This window comes from Salinivibrio sp. IB574, from assembly GCF_001996205.1.
Taxonomy (GTDB): Bacteria; Pseudomonadota; Gammaproteobacteria; order Enterobacterales; family Vibrionaceae; genus Salinivibrio; species Salinivibrio proteolyticus.
The window spans coordinates 44,878-66,107 of record NZ_MUFN01000023.1 but is presented as its reverse complement, the minus strand read 5'-3'; the positions used below and the strand labels follow the sequence as shown (position 1 = coordinate 66,107).

The 21,230-nt window shown below is 49.5% G+C and carries 20 protein-coding genes; 7 read left to right on the top strand and 13 right to left on the bottom strand.

Annotated elements, in window-relative coordinates; genetic code table 11:
• Positions 1 to 70: 70 nt before the first annotated feature.
• From BZJ17_RS12215 to soxR, 3 genes are all read right to left on the bottom strand, one after another.
• Positions 71 to 283: a cold-shock protein gene (locus BZJ17_RS12215; RefSeq protein WP_069586739.1), complete on the bottom strand. Its 213-nt coding sequence runs from the start codon at positions 281 to 283 to the stop codon at positions 71 to 73.
• 260 nt (positions 284 to 543) lie between these two features.
• On the bottom strand, positions 544 to 1,491 hold the full coding sequence (locus BZJ17_RS12210) for a LysR family transcriptional regulator (RefSeq protein WP_077640907.1): 948 nt from the start codon (positions 1,489 to 1,491) through the stop codon (positions 544 to 546).
• A gap of 316 nt (positions 1,492 to 1,807) precedes the next feature.
• A complete protein-coding gene (gene soxR / locus BZJ17_RS12205; protein ID WP_077640906.1) occupies positions 1,808 to 2,284 on the bottom strand; it encodes a redox-sensitive transcriptional activator SoxR in 477 nt (158 codons plus the stop codon).
• A 97-nt stretch (positions 2,285 to 2,381) separates the two neighbouring features.
• Between soxR and BZJ17_RS12200 the strand changes: the two genes are divergently transcribed.
• Positions 2,382 to 2,570, top strand: coding sequence for a hypothetical protein (locus BZJ17_RS12200; RefSeq protein ID WP_077640905.1), 189 nt, complete (start codon positions 2,382 to 2,384; stop codon positions 2,568 to 2,570).
• Positions 2,571 to 2,661: 91 nt separating this feature from the next.
• Here BZJ17_RS12200 and tkt read toward each other — a convergent pair whose 3' ends face one another.
• The 3 genes from tkt to BZJ17_RS12185 all read right to left on the bottom strand — a co-directional run bounded on the left by tkt (position 2,662) and on the right by BZJ17_RS12185 (position 6,904).
• Complete coding sequence (gene tkt / locus BZJ17_RS12195; protein WP_077640904.1) at positions 2,662 to 4,656, bottom strand: transketolase; 1,995 nt, start codon at positions 4,654 to 4,656, stop codon at positions 2,662 to 2,664.
• A gap of 83 nt (positions 4,657 to 4,739) precedes the next feature.
• The gene (gene tal / locus BZJ17_RS12190; RefSeq protein ID WP_069586735.1) at positions 4,740 to 5,690 is read right to left on the bottom strand and encodes a transaldolase; all 951 of its coding nucleotides are present in this window, start codon (positions 5,688 to 5,690) and stop codon (positions 4,740 to 4,742) included.
• 182 nt (positions 5,691 to 5,872) lie between these two features.
• A complete protein-coding gene (locus BZJ17_RS12185; RefSeq protein ID WP_077640903.1) occupies positions 5,873 to 6,904 on the bottom strand; it encodes a sugar-binding transcriptional regulator in 1,032 nt (343 codons plus the stop codon).
• A gap of 268 nt (positions 6,905 to 7,172) precedes the next feature.
• On the opposite strand from BZJ17_RS12185, the gene BZJ17_RS12180 reads away from it, so the two are divergent.
• A complete protein-coding gene (locus tag BZJ17_RS12180; protein WP_077640902.1) occupies positions 7,173 to 9,749 on the top strand; it encodes an EAL domain-containing protein in 2,577 nt (858 codons plus the stop codon).
• Positions 9,750 to 9,798: 49 nt separating this feature from the next.
• Here the strand turns inward: BZJ17_RS12180 and BZJ17_RS12175 are convergent, their stop codons facing one another.
• Complete coding sequence (locus BZJ17_RS12175; RefSeq protein ID WP_077640901.1) at positions 9,799 to 10,911, bottom strand: anhydro-N-acetylmuramic acid kinase; 1,113 nt, start codon at positions 10,909 to 10,911, stop codon at positions 9,799 to 9,801.
• 314 nt (positions 10,912 to 11,225) lie between these two features.
• Between BZJ17_RS12175 and nagZ the strand changes: the two genes are divergently transcribed.
• Positions 11,226 to 12,230: a beta-N-acetylhexosaminidase gene (gene nagZ / locus BZJ17_RS12170; protein ID WP_077640900.1), complete on the top strand. Its 1,005-nt coding sequence runs from the start codon at positions 11,226 to 11,228 to the stop codon at positions 12,228 to 12,230.
• A 200-nt stretch (positions 12,231 to 12,430) separates the two neighbouring features.
• Here nagZ and BZJ17_RS17220 read toward each other — a convergent pair whose 3' ends face one another.
• The 5 genes from BZJ17_RS17220 to BZJ17_RS12150 all read right to left on the bottom strand — a co-directional run bounded on the left by BZJ17_RS17220 (position 12,431) and on the right by BZJ17_RS12150 (position 16,100).
• A complete protein-coding gene (locus BZJ17_RS17220) occupies positions 12,431 to 12,607 on the bottom strand; it encodes a hypothetical protein (protein WP_157893189.1) in 177 nt (58 codons plus the stop codon).
• 144 nt (positions 12,608 to 12,751) lie between these two features.
• On the bottom strand, positions 12,752 to 13,606 hold the full coding sequence (gene hdfR / locus BZJ17_RS12165; RefSeq protein ID WP_077640899.1) for an HTH-type transcriptional regulator HdfR: 855 nt from the start codon (positions 13,604 to 13,606) through the stop codon (positions 12,752 to 12,754).
• Positions 13,607 to 13,711: 105 nt separating this feature from the next.
• Positions 13,712 to 15,178, bottom strand: a complete 1,467-nt coding sequence (locus BZJ17_RS12160; protein WP_077640922.1) for a lactate dehydrogenase — start codon at positions 15,176 to 15,178, stop codon at positions 13,712 to 13,714.
• Positions 15,179 to 15,196: 18 nt separating this feature from the next.
• Positions 15,197 to 15,907, bottom strand: a complete 711-nt coding sequence (gene deoD / locus BZJ17_RS12155; RefSeq protein ID WP_069586729.1) for a purine-nucleoside phosphorylase — start codon at positions 15,905 to 15,907, stop codon at positions 15,197 to 15,199.
• Positions 15,908 to 15,929: 22 nt separating this feature from the next.
• Positions 15,930 to 16,100, bottom strand: coding sequence for a XapX domain-containing protein (locus BZJ17_RS12150; RefSeq protein ID WP_069586728.1), 171 nt, complete (start codon positions 16,098 to 16,100; stop codon positions 15,930 to 15,932).
• 482 nt (positions 16,101 to 16,582) lie between these two features.
• Between BZJ17_RS12150 and BZJ17_RS12145 the strand changes: the two genes are divergently transcribed.
• From BZJ17_RS12145 to BZJ17_RS12130, 4 genes are all read left to right on the top strand, one after another.
• Positions 16,583 to 17,497: an ABC transporter substrate-binding protein gene (locus tag BZJ17_RS12145; RefSeq protein WP_205907452.1), complete on the top strand. Its 915-nt coding sequence runs from the start codon at positions 16,583 to 16,585 to the stop codon at positions 17,495 to 17,497.
• Between the two features lie 79 nt (positions 17,498 to 17,576).
• The gene (locus BZJ17_RS12140; protein ID WP_069586726.1) at positions 17,577 to 18,524 is read left to right on the top strand and encodes an iron chelate uptake ABC transporter family permease subunit; all 948 of its coding nucleotides are present in this window, start codon (positions 17,577 to 17,579) and stop codon (positions 18,522 to 18,524) included.
• Positions 18,517 to 19,464 (top strand): iron chelate uptake ABC transporter family permease subunit, encoded by a 948-nt coding sequence (locus BZJ17_RS12135; protein ID WP_077454880.1) that lies wholly within the window; start codon positions 18,517 to 18,519, stop codon positions 19,462 to 19,464. The genes BZJ17_RS12140 and BZJ17_RS12135 overlap by 8 nt, the downstream gene beginning before the upstream one ends.
• Before the next feature lie 5 nt (positions 19,465 to 19,469).
• Positions 19,470 to 20,258, top strand: a complete 789-nt coding sequence (locus tag BZJ17_RS12130) for an ATP-binding cassette domain-containing protein (protein WP_077640898.1) — start codon at positions 19,470 to 19,472, stop codon at positions 20,256 to 20,258.
• Between the two features lie 41 nt (positions 20,259 to 20,299).
• On the opposite strand, the gene yddG is transcribed toward BZJ17_RS12130, so the two are convergent.
• Entirely contained in the window at positions 20,300 to 21,211 is a 912-nt protein-coding gene (yddG, locus tag BZJ17_RS12125) for an aromatic amino acid DMT transporter YddG (protein ID WP_077640897.1), read from the bottom strand.
• Positions 21,212 to 21,230: the final 19 nt, after the last annotated feature.

Sequence of the window (21,230 nt, the reverse complement as noted above, 5' to 3'; positions counted from 1 at the left end):
CGCGAGTGTCTGATCGACAGGCACAAAAAAGGGCGCCAATGGCGCCCTACAATCAGTCAGACAAGGTTTCTTATGCAACAGAAACGTTAGATGCCTGTGGGCCTTTTTGGCCTTGCTCAACGGTAAAGTTTACACGTTGGCCTTCGGTAAGGGTTTTAAAGCCTTCACCAACAATCGCGCGGAAGTGTACAAACACGTCTTTTTCGCCGCTGTCTTGAGTGATGAAACCAAAACCTTTCTCTTCGTTAAACCACTTTACGATACCAGTTGATTGATTAGACATAATCATTCTCTCTTAAATTAAAATAAATAGGGTAGCTTTGAACGGAGTCGATGAAATGTCTAAAAGCGAAAGTGGGTAACGTTAGAAACTCTATAATATTGATAATAGCGTAGCTTATGTCGACTTTTACTTGATGAATCATTGATGCTCCATGTTCCAGAGCTGTGACCACCATACAGCAATCCCAGTTCATGTAAAGCATTTAAACGCTTTTTTAGAAAAATGTAAGCGTGTACCCATGCATTCAAGTACGAGAGCAATCAAGTGCCTGCGCTAACATCCTCAAATAGCGTGATATTATCAGGCCAAGTTTGCTGAAAAGCCGTTGCCTGCTGCTTGATCCACTGACAAAACTGATCGACTTTATCTCGCTTAAAGTATCCGGCAGGCGCGCACAAAAAGTAACCATTGGTGGGCTTTACTGCCACTTGGCCGATACGGACTAAGCTGTTGTCAGCGATATATCGCTGTACCAAGCTATGACGAGCAAGCACAATTCCTTGCAAAGATAATGCGCCTTCAATGGCATAGTTAGAGCCGTTGTAAGTAATGGTCGAGCATCCCCCTGCCGTACCGACGGTATTGAACCAACGAGTCCAGTCCATATCTCTCCACATATCACTGATTAAATGGCCCTTGTATAAATCTTCAATCGCATAAATACCATGTTGTTGTTGATAGAGGGGATGGCAGACTGGATAGAGGATATCGCCCATTAGCCATTCGCACTGCAACCCGTCGTAACGTCCTCCGCCATAACGGATACATAAATCAATGGAAGATTGCTCGAACGTATTTAACGTTGTGGTGGACTCCACCAAGATGGATAAGTCTGGATAGGAGTCCCTGAATTGCGCAAGCCGAGGAACCAACCAGTTTTGGGAGAACGAGGGGAGAGTTGACAGTGATAGCTGATGTGGGGAAGGGTCATTATTGAGCAGCCACACGCCGTTGAGAATGCTTTTAAACCCTTGTTGAGCGTGCTTAAATAGAATTTCGCCTTCCGGAGTAAGCGTCACTTTACGGTGCTGGCGATAAAACAGAGGAGTCTCCAGCCATTCCTCTAACAATCGGATCTGCTGGCTGATTGCGGCGGCGGTTACAAACAAGGCATCTGCAGCTGCTTTAAAACTCCCCAAATGTGCAGCTTGATAAAAGTAATACAAGCCTTGAAGAGGCGGCATACGTGTAGGTTGCGTCTTTGACATAAGATTTACTTAACTGATTACCCGTGTTCATCGTTTGAGCATAGCGAGTTGCCGGGCAAAAATAAATCATACTTTTTGTTCACAGAGGCGGTAAATCATGATGACGATGTATGATCCGGTATTTCCAACAGTCAAACAGATTGTAAATTCAGTTAAGAATAGATTACGTACGTGGCAGTTAAGGCGTACCCAAAATAAGCGGAGCGTGCATGTTTCAGAGTTACCTGAACATTTGCGAGATGATCTGGATCTCGGTGCGCCAACCAAGTCACGTTCCTCAATCCGTGACTACCACTAACAGCAGTGAGCAGGCATATTACCTGCTCTTGCCCCAGTGTTTTAAAAGATCAGACACATTGGTTTTTGGGTGGTTGAGCACGTTGTCATCTTTCGTGGCTTCGCCCACCGCGTCATTGGGATTATAGAGCGCACATGATTTCATAGAGAGGCAGCCGCAGCCGATGCAGCCACTGAGGCTTGACTGTAGCTGTTGAAGCCGCGCAATTTGATCGTTCAGGGTCTGATCCCAGTGCTCTGCCATTTTACGCCATTGCGCTTGAGTGGGCGCTTGGTGTGAAGGAAGCTCGCTGAGTGCTTTGCCAATCGCATCCAGTGACAGGCCAACATTTTGCGCCGCTTTGATCACGGCAAGGCGACGCAGCACTGCACGGTCGTAACGACGTTGGTTACCCGCGTTGCGTTGACTCACAATCAGCCCCTTTTGCTCGTAAAAATGCAGGGTAGAGACCCTTACCCCCGCACGCTTAGCCACTTGCCCGACACTCATGGTCATTTTTTGCTCCCGTTGCTGTGATTTTCATTTACCTCAATATAACTTGAGGTTTTATGATGGCGAGTATGTTGAAAAAACAATGAGAGGAAAGTCACTGATGGCAATTACGAAACAAGGTTTTACCGTCACTGTGATGAAGGTTGTCACTATCACGGTTGGCATTACGCGAGCCGATAAAATGTTGAACGTTTGTTCAATGGATGAGCTATCTGAATATCTTCGCCACGATCTCGGTGTGAGGTCTGCGTACCACCCTCGTCCATCAGCCAGTCGCTTTCTTTACTGACTTTACTGAATCGTGGCGAAAGGACATAAAAAAGGCCAGTCTGAGACTGGCCTTTGTGCGCGTTAGCGTGCTAATCGCTGGCTATAAGGAACTAGGCGAGTAGTTCGTTAGCGGTTTCTACAACGTTTTCAACGGTGAAACCAAACATCTTAAATAGCTCACCAGCCGGTGCTGATTCACCAAAAGATGTCATGCCAATGATACGACCGTCTAGACCCACGTACTTGTACCAATAGTCGGCAATGCCGGCTTCGATCGCGATACGCGCTGTCACGTCTGATGGCAATACAGATTCGCGATAGGCTGCATCTTGCTTGTCAAACAGATCCGTGCTTGGCATGGAAACCACACGCACTTGCTTGCCAGACTCACTCAGTTGTGCCGCCGCATCAACGGCTAGCTCAACCTCAGAGCCAGTTGCAATCAAGATAAGCTCTGGCTTACCCGCACAATCTTTCAGGATGTAGCCACCTTTGGCAATGTTAGCAAGCTGTGCATCATCACGCTCTTGTTGGGCAAGGCCTTGACGCGAGAAGATCAACGCGCTTGGGCCGTCTTTACGCTCAACAGCTGCCTTCCAAGCAACAGCTGATTCTACTTGGTCACATGGACGCCAAGTGCTCATGTTTGGTGTCTGGCGCAGGTTAGCCATTTGCTCGACCGGCTGGTGAGTTGGACCGTCTTCGCCCAAGCCGATGGAATCGTGGGTATAAACCTGAATGTTTTGCACCTTCATCAGGGCCGCCATACGCATCGCGTTGCGCGCGTATTCCATAAACATCAAGAAGGTTGCGCCGTAAGGTACAAAGCCGCCATGCAACGCAATACCGTTAATGATGGCGGTCATACCAAACTCACGTACACCGTAGTGTAGGTAGTTACCACTGGCGTCGTCAGCAGTAATGGCTTTTGAACCAGACCACATGGTGAGGTTTGATGGCGCCAGATCCGCCGAACCGCCAAGCAGTTCAGGTAGCAGTTTGCCGAAGGCCTCTAGTACGTTTTGCGACGCTTTACGTGAGGCAATTTTCGCTGGGTTAGCCTGTAGGTCTTTGATGAGCTTTTGGGTTTCGCTATCCCAGTTTGAAGGCAGGTCACCGTTCATACGACGAGTAAATTCCGCCGCGAGTTCTGGATACTGCGCCTGATAGGCAGCGAATTTTTCGTTCCATGCTGCTTCTTTGGCCGCACCGGCTTCTTTGGCATCCCACTGTGCATAAATGTCTTGTGGGATCTCAAACGGACCGTGCTCCCAACCAAGGAATTCGCGTGCCGCTTTGATTTCGTCTTCGCCTAGCGGTGCGCCGTGGCAGTCATGGCTACCGGCTTTGTTCGGTGAACCGTAACCAATAGTGGTTTTGGTACAAATAAGCGTTGGTTTGCCGGTTTCAGCTTTTGCCGCTTCGATAGCTGCTTGAATCGCAGCAGGATCGTGGCCGTCGACCGCAGGGATAACCTGCCAGCCATAAGATTCAAAACGTTTTGGCGTATCGTCAGAGAACCAACCTTCAACGTGACCGTCGATTGAGATGCCGTTGTCATCCCAAAACGCAATCAATTTACCTAGGCCCAAGGTACCGGCTAGCGAGCAGGCTTCGTGAGAAATACCTTCCATCAGGCAGCCATCACCAAGGAACGCGTATGTGTGATGATCGACAATATCATGGCCGTCACGGTTGAATTGAGCAGCCAGTGCTTTCTCAGCCACGGCCATACCGACGGCGTTAGTAATACCTTGGCCAAGCGGACCGGTTGTGGTCTCGATGCCAGGAGCATAACCGTACTCTGGGTGACCCGGTGTTTTTGAGTGCAATTGACGGAATTGCTTCAGATCGTCAATGGCAAGGTCATAACCCGTAAGGTGCAGCAGTGAGTAAATCAGCATTGAGCCGTGGCCGTTTGATAGCACAAAGCGATCGCGGTTTGCCCAGTCTGGATTTTGTGGGTTGTGGTTCATGTGGTCGCGCCACAAAACCTCGGCGATATCAGCCATACCCATTGGGGCACCTGGGTGTCCCGAGTTAGCTTGTTGAACTCCGTCCATCGCAAGGGCGCGAATGGCGTTGGCTAGCATTTTGCGTTCCATGTGTATACCTACAGATTGAACAGGTTGAATACGGTATCGACGTTAATCATAAAAGCGGCCTAAGCCGCTTTTATTGTGTTAAATCACAGTTGCTCGCGAATCATGGCTTCGAGCTTGCCTTGGTCAACCGCGAAATTGCGGATGCCTTCAGCCAGTTTTTCAACTGCCATCGCGTCTTGGTTATGTTCCCACATAAACTCAGCATGGGTCATACGCGCTGGACGCTGCTCTGTGGCGCCAGTATCTTGCAATTTCACTGGCACGTCACCTTCTGCGTCACTGAGCTCTTGCAGCAGTTGTGGGCTAATGGTTAGACGGTCACAGCCTGCCAGCTCTAAGATTTCGCCGGTGTTACGGAAACTTGCGCCCATGACCACAGTATTGTAGCCATGTGACTTGTAATAGTTGTAGATGGTGGTGACGGATTTCACGCCTGGGTCTTCTGCTGGTGTGAAATCACGGCCTTCCTTCGCTTTGTACCAGTCCATGATGCGACCAACGAATGGTGAGATCAAGTAAACACCTGCTTCTGCGCAGGCGCGCGCTTGCGCGAAAGAGAAGAGTAGCGTCAGGTTACAGTTGATCCCTTCTTTTTCTAGGATCTCTGCAGCGCGAATACCTTCCCACGTTGAGGCGAGTTTGATCAAGATACGGTCGTTGCTGATCCCAGCCTCGTTGTACATGCTGATCAGTTTGCGTGCTTTCGCCACACTGGCGTCAGTGTCGTAAGATAAGCGAGCATCCACTTCGGTTGAAATACGGCCAGGGATAGCATTGAGGATTTCTTTACCGATATTGACGGCAAGACGGTCACACGTGTCTGCCACTTGTTGATCAGCGTCGTTGCTGTGTGATTTGGCGTAAGCAATCGCTTCTTCGATGAGCGGCGCATATTCTTTGATTTGCGCGGCTTTCAGGATCAGCGACGGGTTTGTCGTTGCATCTTGTGGTTGGTACTTTTTGATCGCTTCGATGTCACCAGTGTCAGCGACAACGGTGGTCAGGGCGCGGAGTTGGTCCAGTTTGTTGCTCATCTTCACTCACCTTTTCTGCGTGATAGGCTCAGACGCCACGTTTGCGGGTTAGCGCCTGCTCTGAATATGAACAGATGCAACGCGCCTGAGCAAATGATGTGACGATCTTTGTGTTTTTCACGTCGATTGTCAATTGTATTGCGAAATAATCCCGCGATACATCTCACTTCTTTATATGTGGTTTACTCTGGCTGTTGAAATGTGATCTGCTTCTCGTTCGGTGCCGGCTCTGACATATTCAATAGCGCCATGGCGCAACTGGCACTGGTTGCTAACACGTCAATGACACCTGTACGCAGTGCACCTAAGATGGACAACGCTTTGCGGCTTTCGCTTGCCATAGCAATCACATTAGGAATGCGCGCCAAATCTGGCATAGCTAGACCCACTACACGGCCTCGCATCAGATTATCGGTCGGTTGACCGTCCATGCGGAAAAAATCAAAGCCGCCGATGTCACCGACAATACCATCGTTAACCCGTGCTTCTACAAATTCGCGAGCGCTAAAACAGCCAAGTTTTACCATGTGGCTATTTTCATCCATATCGCCAATTCCCACCAGCGCAAACTCTGCTTTTCTGGCTTGGTTCAAGGTTTCACTGATGTTGGGGTGAGAAACAAAGACTTGTTGAATGGTTTCGTTGTCGACATAGGCAGGGGCGTAGAGGGTTTCGCTGCTTCCACCAAACTTTTTGGCGAGACGTCGACAAATATGGTCAGCGTTAAATGCATCTCCACTACGGTGCGTACCACCAATGGCGCAGACAAAGCGTGCTTGACGATGAGACACCACTCCTGGGTGGTCTGCGACTGCCGCGACATTTTGTCCTTGACCAACCGCGACGACCATACCGTCGTTCAGGTTGGCATCCAAGTAAGCTGAGACGAGTGTCGCTACCTGCATACGTTGCTCTTGGGCATTGGGTTGATCGAGAGATATAAGTGCGCGCTTTAAATTAAACCTGTCCATTAAACGCTGCTCAAGCTGCGCACTATGAACGGGGTGAAACTTTACTGTGATTTCGACGATCCCTTCTTCTCGTGCCCGTCGCAGCAACCGACTGACCTTGGGGCGACTGATCTTGTACTTACGCGCGATCTCTTCTTGCGTGGCGCTTTGTTGGTAGTAAAGAATGGCGATTTCAGTCAATAAATCGGTGTCTTCTTGCAAAGCGTCTGGTGTGGTTGGCATCGTCATTATCGGCGTACTCATTGACTACTTGGGGACTACCTTGAATGGAATTGATTGCAGTATAGCGCCGAACATTGCGATGAACAAATGTTCATATATAAGTTAAGTGTTCACTCGTTGTGGGATGACGAGGTAATAAAGATGAGATCTGTGTTTGAAAAATTAGCCATATCTATCTAGGTTTACAAATGATCGCCTTGAAAGTTATTCACGGTGTCAGAAAAACCATGATAGTTAGGCAGAGTCAGGCTGGTCTGCTGGGTCAATCACGATAAAAATTGGAGTGAAGATGCAAATGCAGGCTCTGCAGTCGCGACAGGCACTCATTTGGACCACTATTGCGCTCGCCGTTGCCTTTGTGGCGTCCGTTTTTTATGGCATAGCCAATCTGACCCGTGTTTCGCAGCTCAATGACCCCTTGCTTGATGTGGAGTATCGGTACTTTATTGACGAAACTAACGAATTGCCACTCAATTACGTGATTGATCACGCGCCTTTCGCCACAGTACAAAGTCCCGGGGACATACCATGGAAGCTGGACTATCACACTTTTTGGATAAAATTAGAATTTGATTACAAGGGGCTAACTGAGCGCCACCTTCATATCCTCACTGACAACACAACGATTGACTATCTTGATGGTTATCACCTTGTTGATGGCGATCAAGTAATAGCTAAGATTGAGAGTGGAGACAAAACCAAGAGAAGAGCGGCTAACATGTCGTTACCTGCCTCTATTCCTATTGATCTCCGGCCTGAACGAGCAAATACCTTACTGATTAAAGTCACGTCTAGTGACATGCCAACCATGCCTCTATGGGTGATGTCGCACCAAGCTTACGATCAATTAGCCAAAGCAATGCATCTATTATGGGGTGGTTTTATCACCTTTATGCTCCTTGTGGCGCTTTACAGTGTCGGGGTGTATGTGTATAGCCGACAGCGTGTGTATTTGATTTATGTTTTGAATACGCTCATGGCTGCACTAGTGATAAGTGCCAATCATGGTTTCAGCCGCTATTTTCTGCCAGATTGGGCACAAGTATTCGTAAGCAATCACATTTTAGCGTTTGCCGTGTGTTTGCTCACTGTCGCGCTTTGGTTTACCTATTTTTTCCTCAACTTCCAGCGTAGCCGTAACTATCAGCGTGCACGTTCCATGTTCTTGATGGCGACAGGTGCTTTAGCTGGCTTGGCTCTGCTAACATTCATCACCCCTCCTTATATATCAGCCTCTTTAGTGTTACTTTCTCAAGTGCCCATTTACGGGTTAGTCATCTATTTTTTAATCAAACAGTGGCAACCGGGTAAATTTTGGTTGTTGTTATTTGGGTTGTCGTGGCTACCTGCAATGGCGGGTGGGTTAGCGTTTTATGCGCTATTGCTTGGCTACAGCGAATATACCTTAATGAGCCGTTATGCGTTGATGCTCTCCATGGGCCTCACCATGATGTTGTTTTCGGTTGCCTTAGCCGAGCGTTTCCGGTTCCAGCGAATGAACGCCATGGAAGCACTGACTCATGATACGTTGAGTGGCTTGCCCAATACCAACGTAGTTCACATCGCGATTAATGATCTCATCTCTCGCAATGTCAGTTTCAACCTGTGCTGTGTAACCGTTGATAACTATAATAATCTATTGCCTTATCTTGATGAAGATACACGCGAAACTTACATTAATACCATTGTCGAACGTGTTCTAGAGGCCTTGGATGTTGAGCTGATTTATCAGATTGATACGGAATCAGATAGACCTTATCAACGACTAGGGTGCCTCAAAGAAGGGGTATTTGCGTTCTTAATTGAGGATGCAGATTTAGAGACATGTAACCATATTTTAGAGTCCGTCATTGAGGGACTTAACGGTGAACTTGCCATCGGGTCTTTTATTACCCACATCAATGCGCGAATCGGCGTGTGTCATTATCCGTCTGATGGATCGCACCCTAGCCTGTTGATAAACCGCGCCATGCAAGCACTGCAACAACATCGTTCCGTGCTCGGGGGATATACCCACTTTAACAACCACGAACACAAGTATCACGAGCTTCATGTTTCGTTAGTGGCAGATCTGCGTGAGGCAATTGAAAACGATGGGCTGGAACTCTATCACCAACCTCAAATTGACTTACGAACAGGATCCATTCATGGTTCTGAAGTGCTCGCACGCTGGATGCATCCACGCTTTGGACAGATTTCCCCCGATGTTTTTGTGCGTATGGCTGAGGATGTGGGTATTATCAACAACTTGACCCTATGGGTGATTCGACGTGCTTTCCAACAGCAGCAACAGTTAATTGCTAGCGGTCACTGTCGACGCCTGTCCATTAATATCAGTGCGTCCGATATATACATCCCGAACTTAGCGGCGCGAGTGGTTGATCTGGCAAGCCAATACGATGTACCGACGAATCTGGTTTCTCTTGAACTGACCGAATCGGTGATGGTTGAAGACTACGATTGGCTGAAGCGTTTGATCAGTGAGCTGTCAGCAAGTGGTATTGAGGTGTCGATTGATGACTACGGTACCGGCTATTCATCGCTGTATTTTCTCTCACAGCTGCCATTTACTGAGTTGAAAATTGACCGTAGCTTTGTACGCAATTTACCCCAAAGTGGTCGCCATCAAAGCATTGTACGTGCGACGACGGATATGGCACGCTCACTTGGGGTCATGGTGGTTGCTGAAGGGGTGGAGTGTGAAGAAGCGGAAGCGCTATTGCGACGCTATGGCGTTGACGTTGGCCAAGGCTTTTACTACTCGCGCCCCTTACCGTTCAATCAGTATCAGGCGTATGTTCAGCGTATGGACAATGTCCAACCTGTTACGATTTTACGGCAAGGTCGCTTAAGCTCATCCGGCTAACCCCATATAACGGGAAAAGTTGTACTCTTCTATTTTCTTGATGCCCTTCCTAGAAGGGCAGATAAATGGCACCCAGACAGCAGGCCTGACTAGCACCGGTGACAGCGGGCACATTGCCCGGCTGGTTATAGAGGGTTTGGCGGGCTAACCATGCAAACGCGATGGCTTCCATGTCGTCGCAACTGATCCCCACATCATCTGAACGCGCAATATGCCACTGAGGCAGCGCCGCCTGCAGTGCTGCCATCAACGCTTGGTTGTGTGCGCCGCCACCACAGATAAACACGCGACCTTGCTCATGAGGCTGTATCGCCATGGCAATGCTTTGTGCCGTCAGTTCAAGTAGTGTGGCTTGCACCTGTGACGGGGAGAGAGAAAACGCCAGTAAGTGGCGATCCAGCCAGTCAAGGTTGAAGTATTCTCGCCCAGTGCTTTTTGGCGCAGGGCGTGAAAAGTAAGGATCAGAGAGCAAACGCTGCAGCAATGGCTGGTAGGCGGAGCAGCTGGCTGCCCATGCGCCATCTTTATCATACGCCTGATGCTTGTGACGCTGTATCCACGCATCCATCAGCATATTCCCCGGCCCCGTGTCGTAACCGTATAAGGGTTGGTCGGGACATATCATGGAGACATTGGCAATACCGCCAATATTGACCACTGCGGTCGGTTGCTTGGCATCGGAAAATAAATCGTTATGGAATGCGGGCACGAGTGGCGCGCCTTGGCCGCCAAACGCCATATCTTTGCGGCGAAAGTCGGCAACCGTGGTAATGCCTGTTCGCGCTGCGATCACATTGGCATCACCCAGTTGCATGGTAAACGGATAATCACCACTGGGTTGGTGATACACGGTCTGTCCGTGACAACCGATTGCAGCAACATGCTTGGGGCGCAAGCTTGCGATTTCCAGCAAGGTGTTGATGGCATGGGCATAGCACTCGCCGAGACGGCGATCTAACTGCCCAATCGCAGTGATCGCTATAGGGTGGCCGCGACTTAAACTAATCACGGTTGCTTTAATATCTTGCGGCATGGGCTCACTGTGGCGCGCAATGGGCTCAACGTGCCCAGCTTGTGTAAAGCGTACTGCCACGACATCAATGTTATCTAAACTGGTGCCAGACATCACACCGATGTATATATCTGCTGCGGGTTGAGGCATGTGTGTTCCTTATCAATGCACAAATTGCGCAACCACTGGGCGTTATTAACACCCTGCGCGGACAGATGAGGGGACCCCTAATAGGGAGCTGTTTAGTTGAATACCCCTTCCATGGCACGAGTATAAACAGATTGCGAATCTAGGCAAAGTGCTTGATTATTCTGTTGTGATAATGGCTGCCAGCGTGGCATACGCACAGCATTAATACGTCATAAGGTTTTCAGTTGCCAAGCAAGTCACGTACTCATAAGGCCTTGGCACCAGTATAACGTGCCGGCGTGGCAGTCGGCTGACAACGGGATGAAGGAGATATGATGGGGCCAGTATGGTTGGATGTTCACGCAGAGCGTATCGACAATGAAGAAAAAGAGATCTTAGCTCATCCCAGTGTGGGCGGTGTCATCCTGTTTGCACGCAATTATCATGACAGTGAGCAACTGCAGGCGCTCACTGCAGAGATCCGTGCAGCAGCGGGGCGGGATATTCTAATTGGTGTCGATCAAGAAGGGGGGCGTGTACAGCGTTTTAAAGCGCCGTTCACACGTATTCCAGCGGCACAGTCTTATGGGGCTCTCAAGGCGGATGCTAGTGTTGCCGAGCAAGCCGGCTGGTTGATGGCCGCCGAGCTTATCGCGCATGGGATTGATTTAAGCTTTGCACCAGTGTTGGACTTAGGATTTGCTTGCGCAGCGATTAAAGATCGAGCTTTTGGTGACAATCCCGCGGAGGCTATTCGTTATGCACGCGCCTTCACCCAAGGCATGCGCGCGGTGGGTATGGCAAGTACGGGCAAGCATTTTCCGGGTCACGGAGGGGTACAGGAAGACTCTCATCTGGTGACGCCGCATGATCCGCGTGAGATGTTGCACTCGTCGGATTTCGCCATCTTCAAAGCGTTCATCGAGGAAGGCTTACTGGATGCCATGATGCCGGCTCATGTGGTGTATCCGCATCATGATGCGCAGCCTGCCAGTGCGTCCGCGTTCTGGTTGACCCAGATCTTGCGCCAGCAGCTGGGCTTTAAAGGACTGGTTTTCTCTGATGATCTCAGTATGGGTGGGGCACATGTATTAGGCGATGCACCGGCTCGTGCACGCGCAGCCTTGGAAGCAGGCTGTGATATGGTGTTGGTCTGTAATGACCGAGATAGCGCGGTTGCCGTTCTCGATACCTTGCCCATCACAGATGTCCCCGCGGCCAGTCAATTGCGTGTAGAAAAAACGATTGATTGGACAGATTTGCAGCTTGATACGCGTTGGAAGTCTGCCAGAACTCAGGTCACTGCTCATCAGGCCAAATGGGAGGCGGCAACAGCGTAATACATATTACTCAGTACGCCATTGATAGCCTTTGTGGCTTGCTGTACACAAAAGGGCAACGCCGGAAGACGTTGCCCTTTTACTTATATTCTATTTAGCTGTGCGTGTGCTATCTCGCTATGTGCCTGAACCCGTTTTGTTGCCGTTGGGCGGTGTGGCCACCGTGTCATGCAATCTGATTGGGGGCTAGCGACTGTTTGTCAACGGTCATCTCCGAAAAAGCCATCATCGTGTTGTTGACGGCGCGACTTGTTCTGTTGACGTTTCTTACCTTTTTTACCGCGTGGTGCCTCGTCATCAAAATAGTCGTGGTGTCGGGACTTGAACTTCTCTTTGTGTTGAGAGCCATGTTTTAACCATTGATCCCACTGTGCCATGGTGGTGCTTTCCTAACGCTAATGTATTTACGTGGCTGTGTTTGCAGCCGGATATTCAGGCAACGCGCGCGTCACCCTTAAAGGTTAAGATAGCCCAAAAATTCACCGCCGACTAGTGAAATTATCATTGCAAACGTGTTTTTTTTACTCAGGGACAAGCTGGCCAGTAGAGCTTTGTAACTCGTTGATTAAATGTGACTTATCGCTGCTGTCTAACCAGACAAGATAAAGCTGATGAACCAATGCTGGGCTGGTGCCTACCAGATGCAGTTGTCCACGGTCGATGTATGGCTGAATAGCCAGAGACGGTAGAAATGCAACGCCGCCGTGAGTGAGTAAATAATTAAGCGCAAGGTGACACGATTGGGTATGGAGGACGGGTGGACGTTGCAATGCCTCAATACGACTTTGCTCGACAGCAAAGCGGGTTCCCCAATCCAAATAGACGATCGCTAAGTCTTGGATATCTGCCATGGTCACATCGGGCAGGTGGCTGACCAATTGTAATTGATAATCGCCGAGGTGATGGGAGTGCAATCCTTCGAGTTTGGGTAATTCAGATGTCAGACCGGCATCAATGCGCTTTTCAATCAATTGACGCGCCAGCATTTGTCGAGGCGTGGCTTCAGCGCGGATCACCCAATCAGGTTGATTGGCACATATACGATTAATCCAGTCACTGACCCCTTCTAGTTCCCAAAGCGTTGGGGAGGCTCCAATAGTGAGCTGCTCGTTGGCGGCTTGCGTCAAGGTGACATCTTGCTGAGCACGTTGCCATGTTTGTAGTAAGGTTTCCGCATAAGGCAGCATGCGTTCTCCGGCACTTGTGAGCCGAACATTCCCGCGTTGACGAATGAATAAAGGGGCACCGAGTTGGGTTTCGAGCTGACGAATCCGAAAACTGACTGCCGATTGCGTCAAATAGAGGTTATCGGCCGCGTGGCCAAAATGACGTGTTTTACTGACCTCGATAAAGGTACGAAGAAGTTGAATATCCAAATAAAACACCCTGTAAAGAAACCACAGTCTTATTTAGGCAACAAAAAGTGATACGCGTCAAGTCACACCGCGTGATTTATCAAGGGAATGGAAAGGAAGCCGCGGTTAAAGGAGCAGATCAGCCAATGTTAGCGGCCGGTCGGTCAAACCAAGGTGCTGAGCCGGTGTTTGGTGCTGCTTGTCTTGCCAACACAAGTTGTGCCACGCGCGGTAAATATCAAGCAGGGGAAGCAGGCCGCCGGGACGTAAGCGTCGACGAGGCTCATTGACTAACAGCGCAAATTGCTGATGAAAATGTTGCTGATATTTCTTCAATGCATCGCAGCTAGCATGGGTTAACCAGTACGCTTCTTTGCCTTTTGCTTGGCCATGATCGCAAATGGCTTTTGTGCCTTCACCACTGCGCGTAAACGCCCAGCGATCGCGCCACCAACTGAGTAATACGATATCGATTTTCTCAGGCTCTGCGCCGGGTTGCCAGTATGCGTCCTGTTCAACGTATACGTGACTGACGCGTTTATCCCGAATGTCAGCTTCAAAGACTGATAAGCAGGCAGAGCGAAGCAAAGGCTCTTGCGGTGAAAACACCACAATGTTTTGCCAATGCGCCAATAAGGGCTTGAGATTTAGGTAGTGTGCATAGGTTGTGTACTGTGGACGTATCAAGGTGCCACGGTTGGGATAGATAAAATGCAGTGGTTGGGTATACGGGTCTTCTACATTCGAGCGAGCGAAAACCGCGCGATATTTTGCATCCACGCGACCGAGTAATCCCTCGGGCGTCGCGAGTGTTTCGCTTCGGTCGACATCAGGCGCACTGGCGATAAATCGACAATGATCTTGATAGGGATCGTGCTGAGCATTGACCTCTGGGTGATCGTACGAATGATAATTCACGTCTTGTAGCAACACATAACCGCTATGTGCTTCCCCCGTGGCGAGCCATTGCACGCCATTTTGACTGTGTGGCTGCAAAGGTGCGTGTACGCTAGCAAGGTGGCCTTGGGTGGTTTCGCCTAAAAAGCGCGTATCATAAGCCGCAAGTTTTTGCCGACAGCGAGCGGCAATATGGTTGAGATGATCGTAAAAGGTCTTGGGGTTCAGCGTTAGACGGCGGCAAATCTCTCGCACCGTGTGGCCTGTGAACAGGTAGGCCAACAACTTTTGCTGTAACTCACTTTTTTTATTCACCCCCGACCAGCGATCGACGAAGGTGCTTTGACACCCTTTACAGCGATAGCGCTGTTTATCACCGCTGTAGCCAAATGCATGGTAGCAGGCTCGGTGGGTGAGTACGGGTTTGCCCAGATGTTCGCAATCTGGGTTGGTGCAGGCGCATAAACCATCGGCATGCAGTTGTCGCTGAGTGATCAGCTCTGCATGCACTTGGTGGTTGTTGAGCAATGGAGGAAACGCACCACACTCACGGCATACCAAGGTTGGGCGTGCCGGATTGGTGTGCTGAACCAAGTAATGCTGCTCATCAGTGGACCCAAAATTTGGGCAAGTGAGCGTTTTACAAAAGTTCAGCTGCAAGTCACCGGCAGCTGGGGGCAGTTTGCCGCTAGACACGTTTCCTCCGATCAACACTTACAGGTTGATCGCTGTTTCAAGCGATACAGTCATCATTTCGTTAAATGATTTCTGACGCTCGTCTGAGCTCAAGGCTTCACCACGGATGATGTGGTCAGACACAGTCAAAATGGTCAGTGCGCGCGCGCCCAGCTCAGCGGCCACACCGTAGATACCTGCCGCTTCCATATCAACTGCAAGGATGCCAAGCTTGTCCATGGTGTTGAACAGATCCGCTTCAGGGCTGTAGAACAAGTCTGCAGAGAATACGTTACCCACACGAACAGAAACGTTTTGTTTGCGCGCTTCACCTACTGCCGTTTCCAGCAGATGGAAGTCAGAGATCGCAGCAAAATCGTGGTTCGCGAAACGCGTGCGGTTCACTTTAGAGTCGGTTGATGCACCTTGTGCAACAATTACATCCATCAGTTTTACATCGTCTTTCACAGCGCCACAGCTACCAACGCGAATGATATTCTTCACGCCGTAGTCTTTGATCAGCTCATGCACGTAGATTGAGCAAGATGGAATACCCATACCGTGGCCCATCACTGACACTTTTTTCCCTTTATAGGTGCCGGTGTAGCCAAACATGTTACGTACGTCAGTGACACGCTCTGCGTTTTCCAAGAAGTTCTCGGCAATGTATTGCGCACGAAGTGGATCACCTGGCATCAGGACGGTTTCAGCAAAGGCGCCATCTGCGGCATTGATATGTGGGGTAGCCATAATGTGCTCCAATTATCTTAAGTTAAGAGAAAAAGCGTTCGATCACGGCCTGATAGGCCATGCCGCCAAGGTAGATACCAACAATGCCCATGATCCCCGATAGTACTGGGGGAGCAGGCAGTGGTAACTTGATCGCGCTGAAGAAAAAGCCAACGATGGCACCAGCGACGACCGCAAGTAAAATCTCGTTCATTGTAACCCTCAAACAACTTATTAGATGCAGTCAAACTCATGTCGGTGCCGATTTTGCGACAGTTCTAACTGTCTTTATTGTCTTTGCTCTGGCGCCGGATGAGATGGACTCAGTGTATGTAACAACGCCCTAGTAACGCGCGATCCCGATCACAACTATCTGCATATTACCGCGAATACCCCCTAATGGTTACCAAATATGTTGATAGTGTCGATGCAATCGCTTGCTTTTTGGTCATTCAGAGCATGACGTGTGATCACGTGGGCCTTTTTGATGGTGTGTGAGGGNGATCAAGGTAGGCATCAGCCGTCACTGAGTCACTTTTGCTGTTGATCGCTGCTCGGATAGCAAACACAGATTTATGTCTCTTATCTTGCGCAATATCAATACAATTATAAATATGAACGATTCTCACTTCTATTCGTGACTTCGTTTTTTAATTGCGCTAGCATGCTGCCATCAACCTTGATGAGGAACTAGCGATGCGAGCTTTTCGTTCAATTTTTCAACTTGTTATCTTAACGACATCTTTACTATTTGGTAGCCAAGTCGCGGCAAAAACCATTGAGCATGCGATGGGTACAATCGAGATAGATGGTGTGCCACAACGTGTGGTCGTGTTGGGCCAAGGTAGCTTAGACGTGTTAGATCGTATTGGTGTTGAGCCTGTGGGTGTGGTCAAGTCACTGATGCCCGACTATCTTGCGGACAAGTACCAAGATGAAAAGTACGTCGCCGTGGGTACGGTAAAAGAGCCGGACTATGAGGCTATTTTCATGGCCAAGCCGGACCTGATTATTGCTGAAGCACGTATGGCCTCCCTGATGAAAGAGTTGGAAGAAATCGCCCCGACGATTATGTTCCAAGCAGACTACAACCAATACTGGCAGAGCGTGCAGAAAAACTGGCGTATGCTAGGTCAAGTCTTCGACAAACAAGACAAAGTGGAAGCAATCATCGCAAAGATGGATGCCAAAATTGCTAGCACACGTAACAAAGCCGCTGCGGATAACTTTAATGCGTTGATGGTGATGAGCAACGGTAGCAAAGTGGCAATGTTCGGCGAGAAAAGCCGCTTTGGTATGGTGTTTGATGAGCTCGGCCTAAAACCTGCGAAAAGCGACGATGTCGAGGTCGCCGGCTCTCATGGCAACTTGATTTCTTTCGAGTATATTGCCGATGCCAACCCAGATGTACTTCTTGTGCTAGATCGTGAGCAAGCCATCGGGGAAGGTGTGGGTAAAGCGAAAGCGCGCTTTGATAATCCACTGGTTAACAAAACGCCAGCCCATCAGAACAACCGTATTAGCTATCTAGACCCAACGGCGTGGTACATCACCATGGCGGGTATGACAGCGATGGATAAGATGATCGACGATGTAAATCGCGTTCTTTAACCGCCAAATAACTGGCTAATATTGACCCGGGCATTCCCCGGGTCTTTGTGATTGTAAGCGTCTCAACGGTAGTTGTGTTGTGAAATACCTTTCTATACCCGTACTCGTGATTCTCGCGCTGTTATCGATTTCGATAGGGGTGGCGCACGTATCGATTGAAAATCTACTCGCAGGCGATGCGCAAGCGTGGACCATTTTTACCACCAGTCGAATTCCGCGATTATTGGCCATCTGTTTGGCGGGTGCCGGCCTCAGTGTTGCCGGCTTAATCATGCAGCAGATTTGTCAAAACCGATTTGCCTCACCTGATACTACTGGCACCATTGATTGTGCGCTACTGGGTTATGTGTTGACGCTGGTGGTCTTTGCCGGCGCGAGCCAGTGGTTGGACTTGGCCATGATTGTCGGGACCGCCATGGCGGGCACATGGTTATTCGTTCGTTTTCTTCAGCGCCTCAAATTCAAAAACACGGTGCTGGTACCGCTGATAGGCATCATGTACGGCAACGTGGTGTCTTCGCTCACTCAGTTTCTTGCTTACAAATACGACCTGATTCAGACCTTGCAGGCATGGACGGTCGCCAACTTTTCGTCCGTGCTGTCGGGTAACTACGAAATCTTGTTTGTCGCTGTGCCTGTTTGTGCCATTGCTTACGCCTATGCCAGTCAATTCAGCGCCGCCAGTATTGGCGAAAGCTTTGCTAAAAATATTGGCTTGGACTACCAAAAAGTGGTGCTGTTCGGCGTGATGGTCGTGGCGCTTTTGTCTTCGGCCGTGGTGATGATCGTAGGGGTGATTCCTTTCTTGGGCCTGATTGTTCCCAACGTGGTGTCCTTATTTATGGGCGATAACATTAAACGCAATCTGCCATGGACTGCATTCTGGGGCGTTGTGCTGGTGTTGAGCTGTGACATTTTAGGTCGAGTGTTGATTTTCCCTTACGAAGTGCCGATCGCAATGATCATTTCCATTCTTGGGGGCGCGGTCTTTATTTATTTAGTCATGAGGGATAAAGCCAATGCGTGATGTGGTTAAACTCTCTCTTGTCTTCCTCGGTACGTTGGCCGTCGCTGGATACTTTCTGGGTCATGGCCTTACTGCGGATAACTATGCCTATTTTCTCTCGCGTCGAACCCCGAAAGTATTGGCGATCGCCCTCGCAGCAGTGGCTATTTCGGCGTCATCGTTAGTGTTCCAAACCATTACCAATAATCGCATTCTTACACCGTCGATTCTTGGCTTCGATAGCTTGTACATGTTGTTGCAAACAACCTTGCTGGTGGTATTTGGCGCATCCAGCGTATTGCTGATTAATCCGTATTTAAATTTTGTGGTATGCGTGATCTTAATGACGATTAGCGCCACGGTTTTATTTACGCTGTATTTTCGACGCCGACGCGCGAACATTTACACCTTACTCTTGATTGGTATCGTGCTGGGGAGTGTGTTTGGCAGCATCAGTCAGTTTTTTACCTTGCTGGTCGACCCGAGTGAGTTTGCGGTGCTGCAAGATGCGATGTTCGCAAGCTTTAACAATGCGAACCGTGATTTGGTGTACATGAGTGTTCCGGTGCTCGCATTGTGCTTGCTCGCACTTTATCGCTATGCCAATCAATTGGATGTGTGCTGGCTAGGAGAAGACAACGCGATTAGTCTTGGCGTCGATATTCGCCGTCTGACCCTTAAAGTGATGATGATTATCGCGGTGATGATTGCAGTATCAACGGCGCTTGTCGGCCCAGTGCTGTTCTTTGGCTTGATTGTGGTTAGCCTCGCGCGACAAATGTTCATCAGCTATCAGCACCGTTTCTTGATTATCGCTACCAGTATTTTGGCCGTGTTCTTGTTGCTAACCGGTCAGTTTGTTGTTGAGCAGTGGTTTGGCTTTGAAACCACTGTCAGTGTCATTATCAACTTTGTTGGCGGGAGTTACTTCCTGTACCTGCTGACTAAAAATAAGTTTTAACCATTATGATTGAACTGATCGAACTCTCTAAATCCTATGGGCAAACCAAGGTAGTTGACCAAGCCAGCGTGCTGTTTCCACCGGGAAAAGTGACTGCAATCATAGGGCCCAATGGCGCAGGAAAAAGTACCTTGTTATCGATGGCCAGTCGACTGACTGACAGTGATGCGGGGCAGGTTTTAATTGGTGAGAAGCCGTTGGCCGAGTGGAGCAGTGAAGCATTGGCGAAACGTCTTGCGGTGTTGCGCCAGTCCAATAATATCAATATGCGCTTTCGCATTCGTGAATTGGTCGCGTTTGGTCGTTTTCCTCACTCAAAAGGCCGTTTAAGTGACGACGATAATCGGATCATTGATGATGCCATCGCGCAGCTTGGTTTGGAGGAGCTCCAAGACCGCTTTATCGATGAGCTGAGTGGGGGCCAGCGCCAGATGGCCTTCATTGCGATGGTCGTAGCGCAAAATACCGACTACATCTTTTTGGATGAGCCGTTAAATAACCTCGATATTCGCCACTCTGTGGCCATTATGCAGACGGTGCGTGACTTGGCGCACCGCCATAATAAAGCCGTGGTGGTGGTGATGCATGACATTAACTTTAGCGCATGTTACGCCGACAATATGGTTGCGATGAAAAACGGTGAAGTGGTTGCCAGTGGCTCGGTGAACGAGGTGGTAACGAAGCCGGTGATGGAAAGCATTTATGAGATTGAATTTGATGTGAAAGACATCAATGGTCAACGTATTTGCCTTTATTACGGCGCTCCGACACCGGCGTTGGCGCTGGCTCAGTAAACGGTCTCCAGTCACGAACGCGACTGGAGACTACCGTGTGACTAGTGCGATTTTGCGGTACTCGGTGTGTTGTGGCGGGTTGGTGCACGAGTCAGCCACCAACTGGCCAGTGAGCCGAGTGTCACCATCGCCACGCCTTGCCAGAAGGTGAGCGTTAGTTCCGTCGACAAAAGAATGGCGGACAAAAATGTCGATAAAACCGGGATGAAATAAGACAAGGTCGCCAAAAACACCAAGTTGCCCTTAAGGATGCCAAGGTTCCATAACCCGTAACCGCCCCCCATTGCCGCACCGGCCAATAGGACATAACCGATGTCTGACCAAGAAGCGGAAAGTACTGGCGCGTCGGAGAGCGCGAAACCGATCCAGAGTGTGATGGCGGTGGCGATAAAGAACCAAGTGATACCATTTTTTCCCTGCGCACTCATGCGAGTCAGATTACAGTATATGGCCCAAATGATGGCACCACTGAACGCCAGTGTGTAACTCAATGGATTAGAGTGAATATTGGCGACTAAATGTTGCCAAGAAACCCCCTGTTTGCCACCGACGGTCCAAACGACGCCTAAAAAGGCGACCATCAAGGCTGGGTAAAGCCAAAGACTGACTTTTTGACGCGTGATGAGCACGGAAAAAAACACGGTTAGACATGGCCACAAATAGTTAATCACGCCCATTTCGATCGCTTGTGTCCGCGTATTGGCCCACGCCAACGACAACGAAAGGCATAACTCGTAGACCACGAATAACACGCCGCCAACAATCAAGTAGCGACGCGGAAAGTCACTGAGTTTAGGTGTCCCGACAAAAAGTACTAAGCAGAGCGCTGCGATAGAGTAAATGGCAGCAGCGCCACCCAAAGGGCCAAGCAGTTCGGTCACGTGGCGAATCAGGGCGACATTGCTGCTCCACAGCAGGATCGCTCCACACCCCGCAAGCGTGTATTGATTCATAACAGGCAGTCCAAGCAAA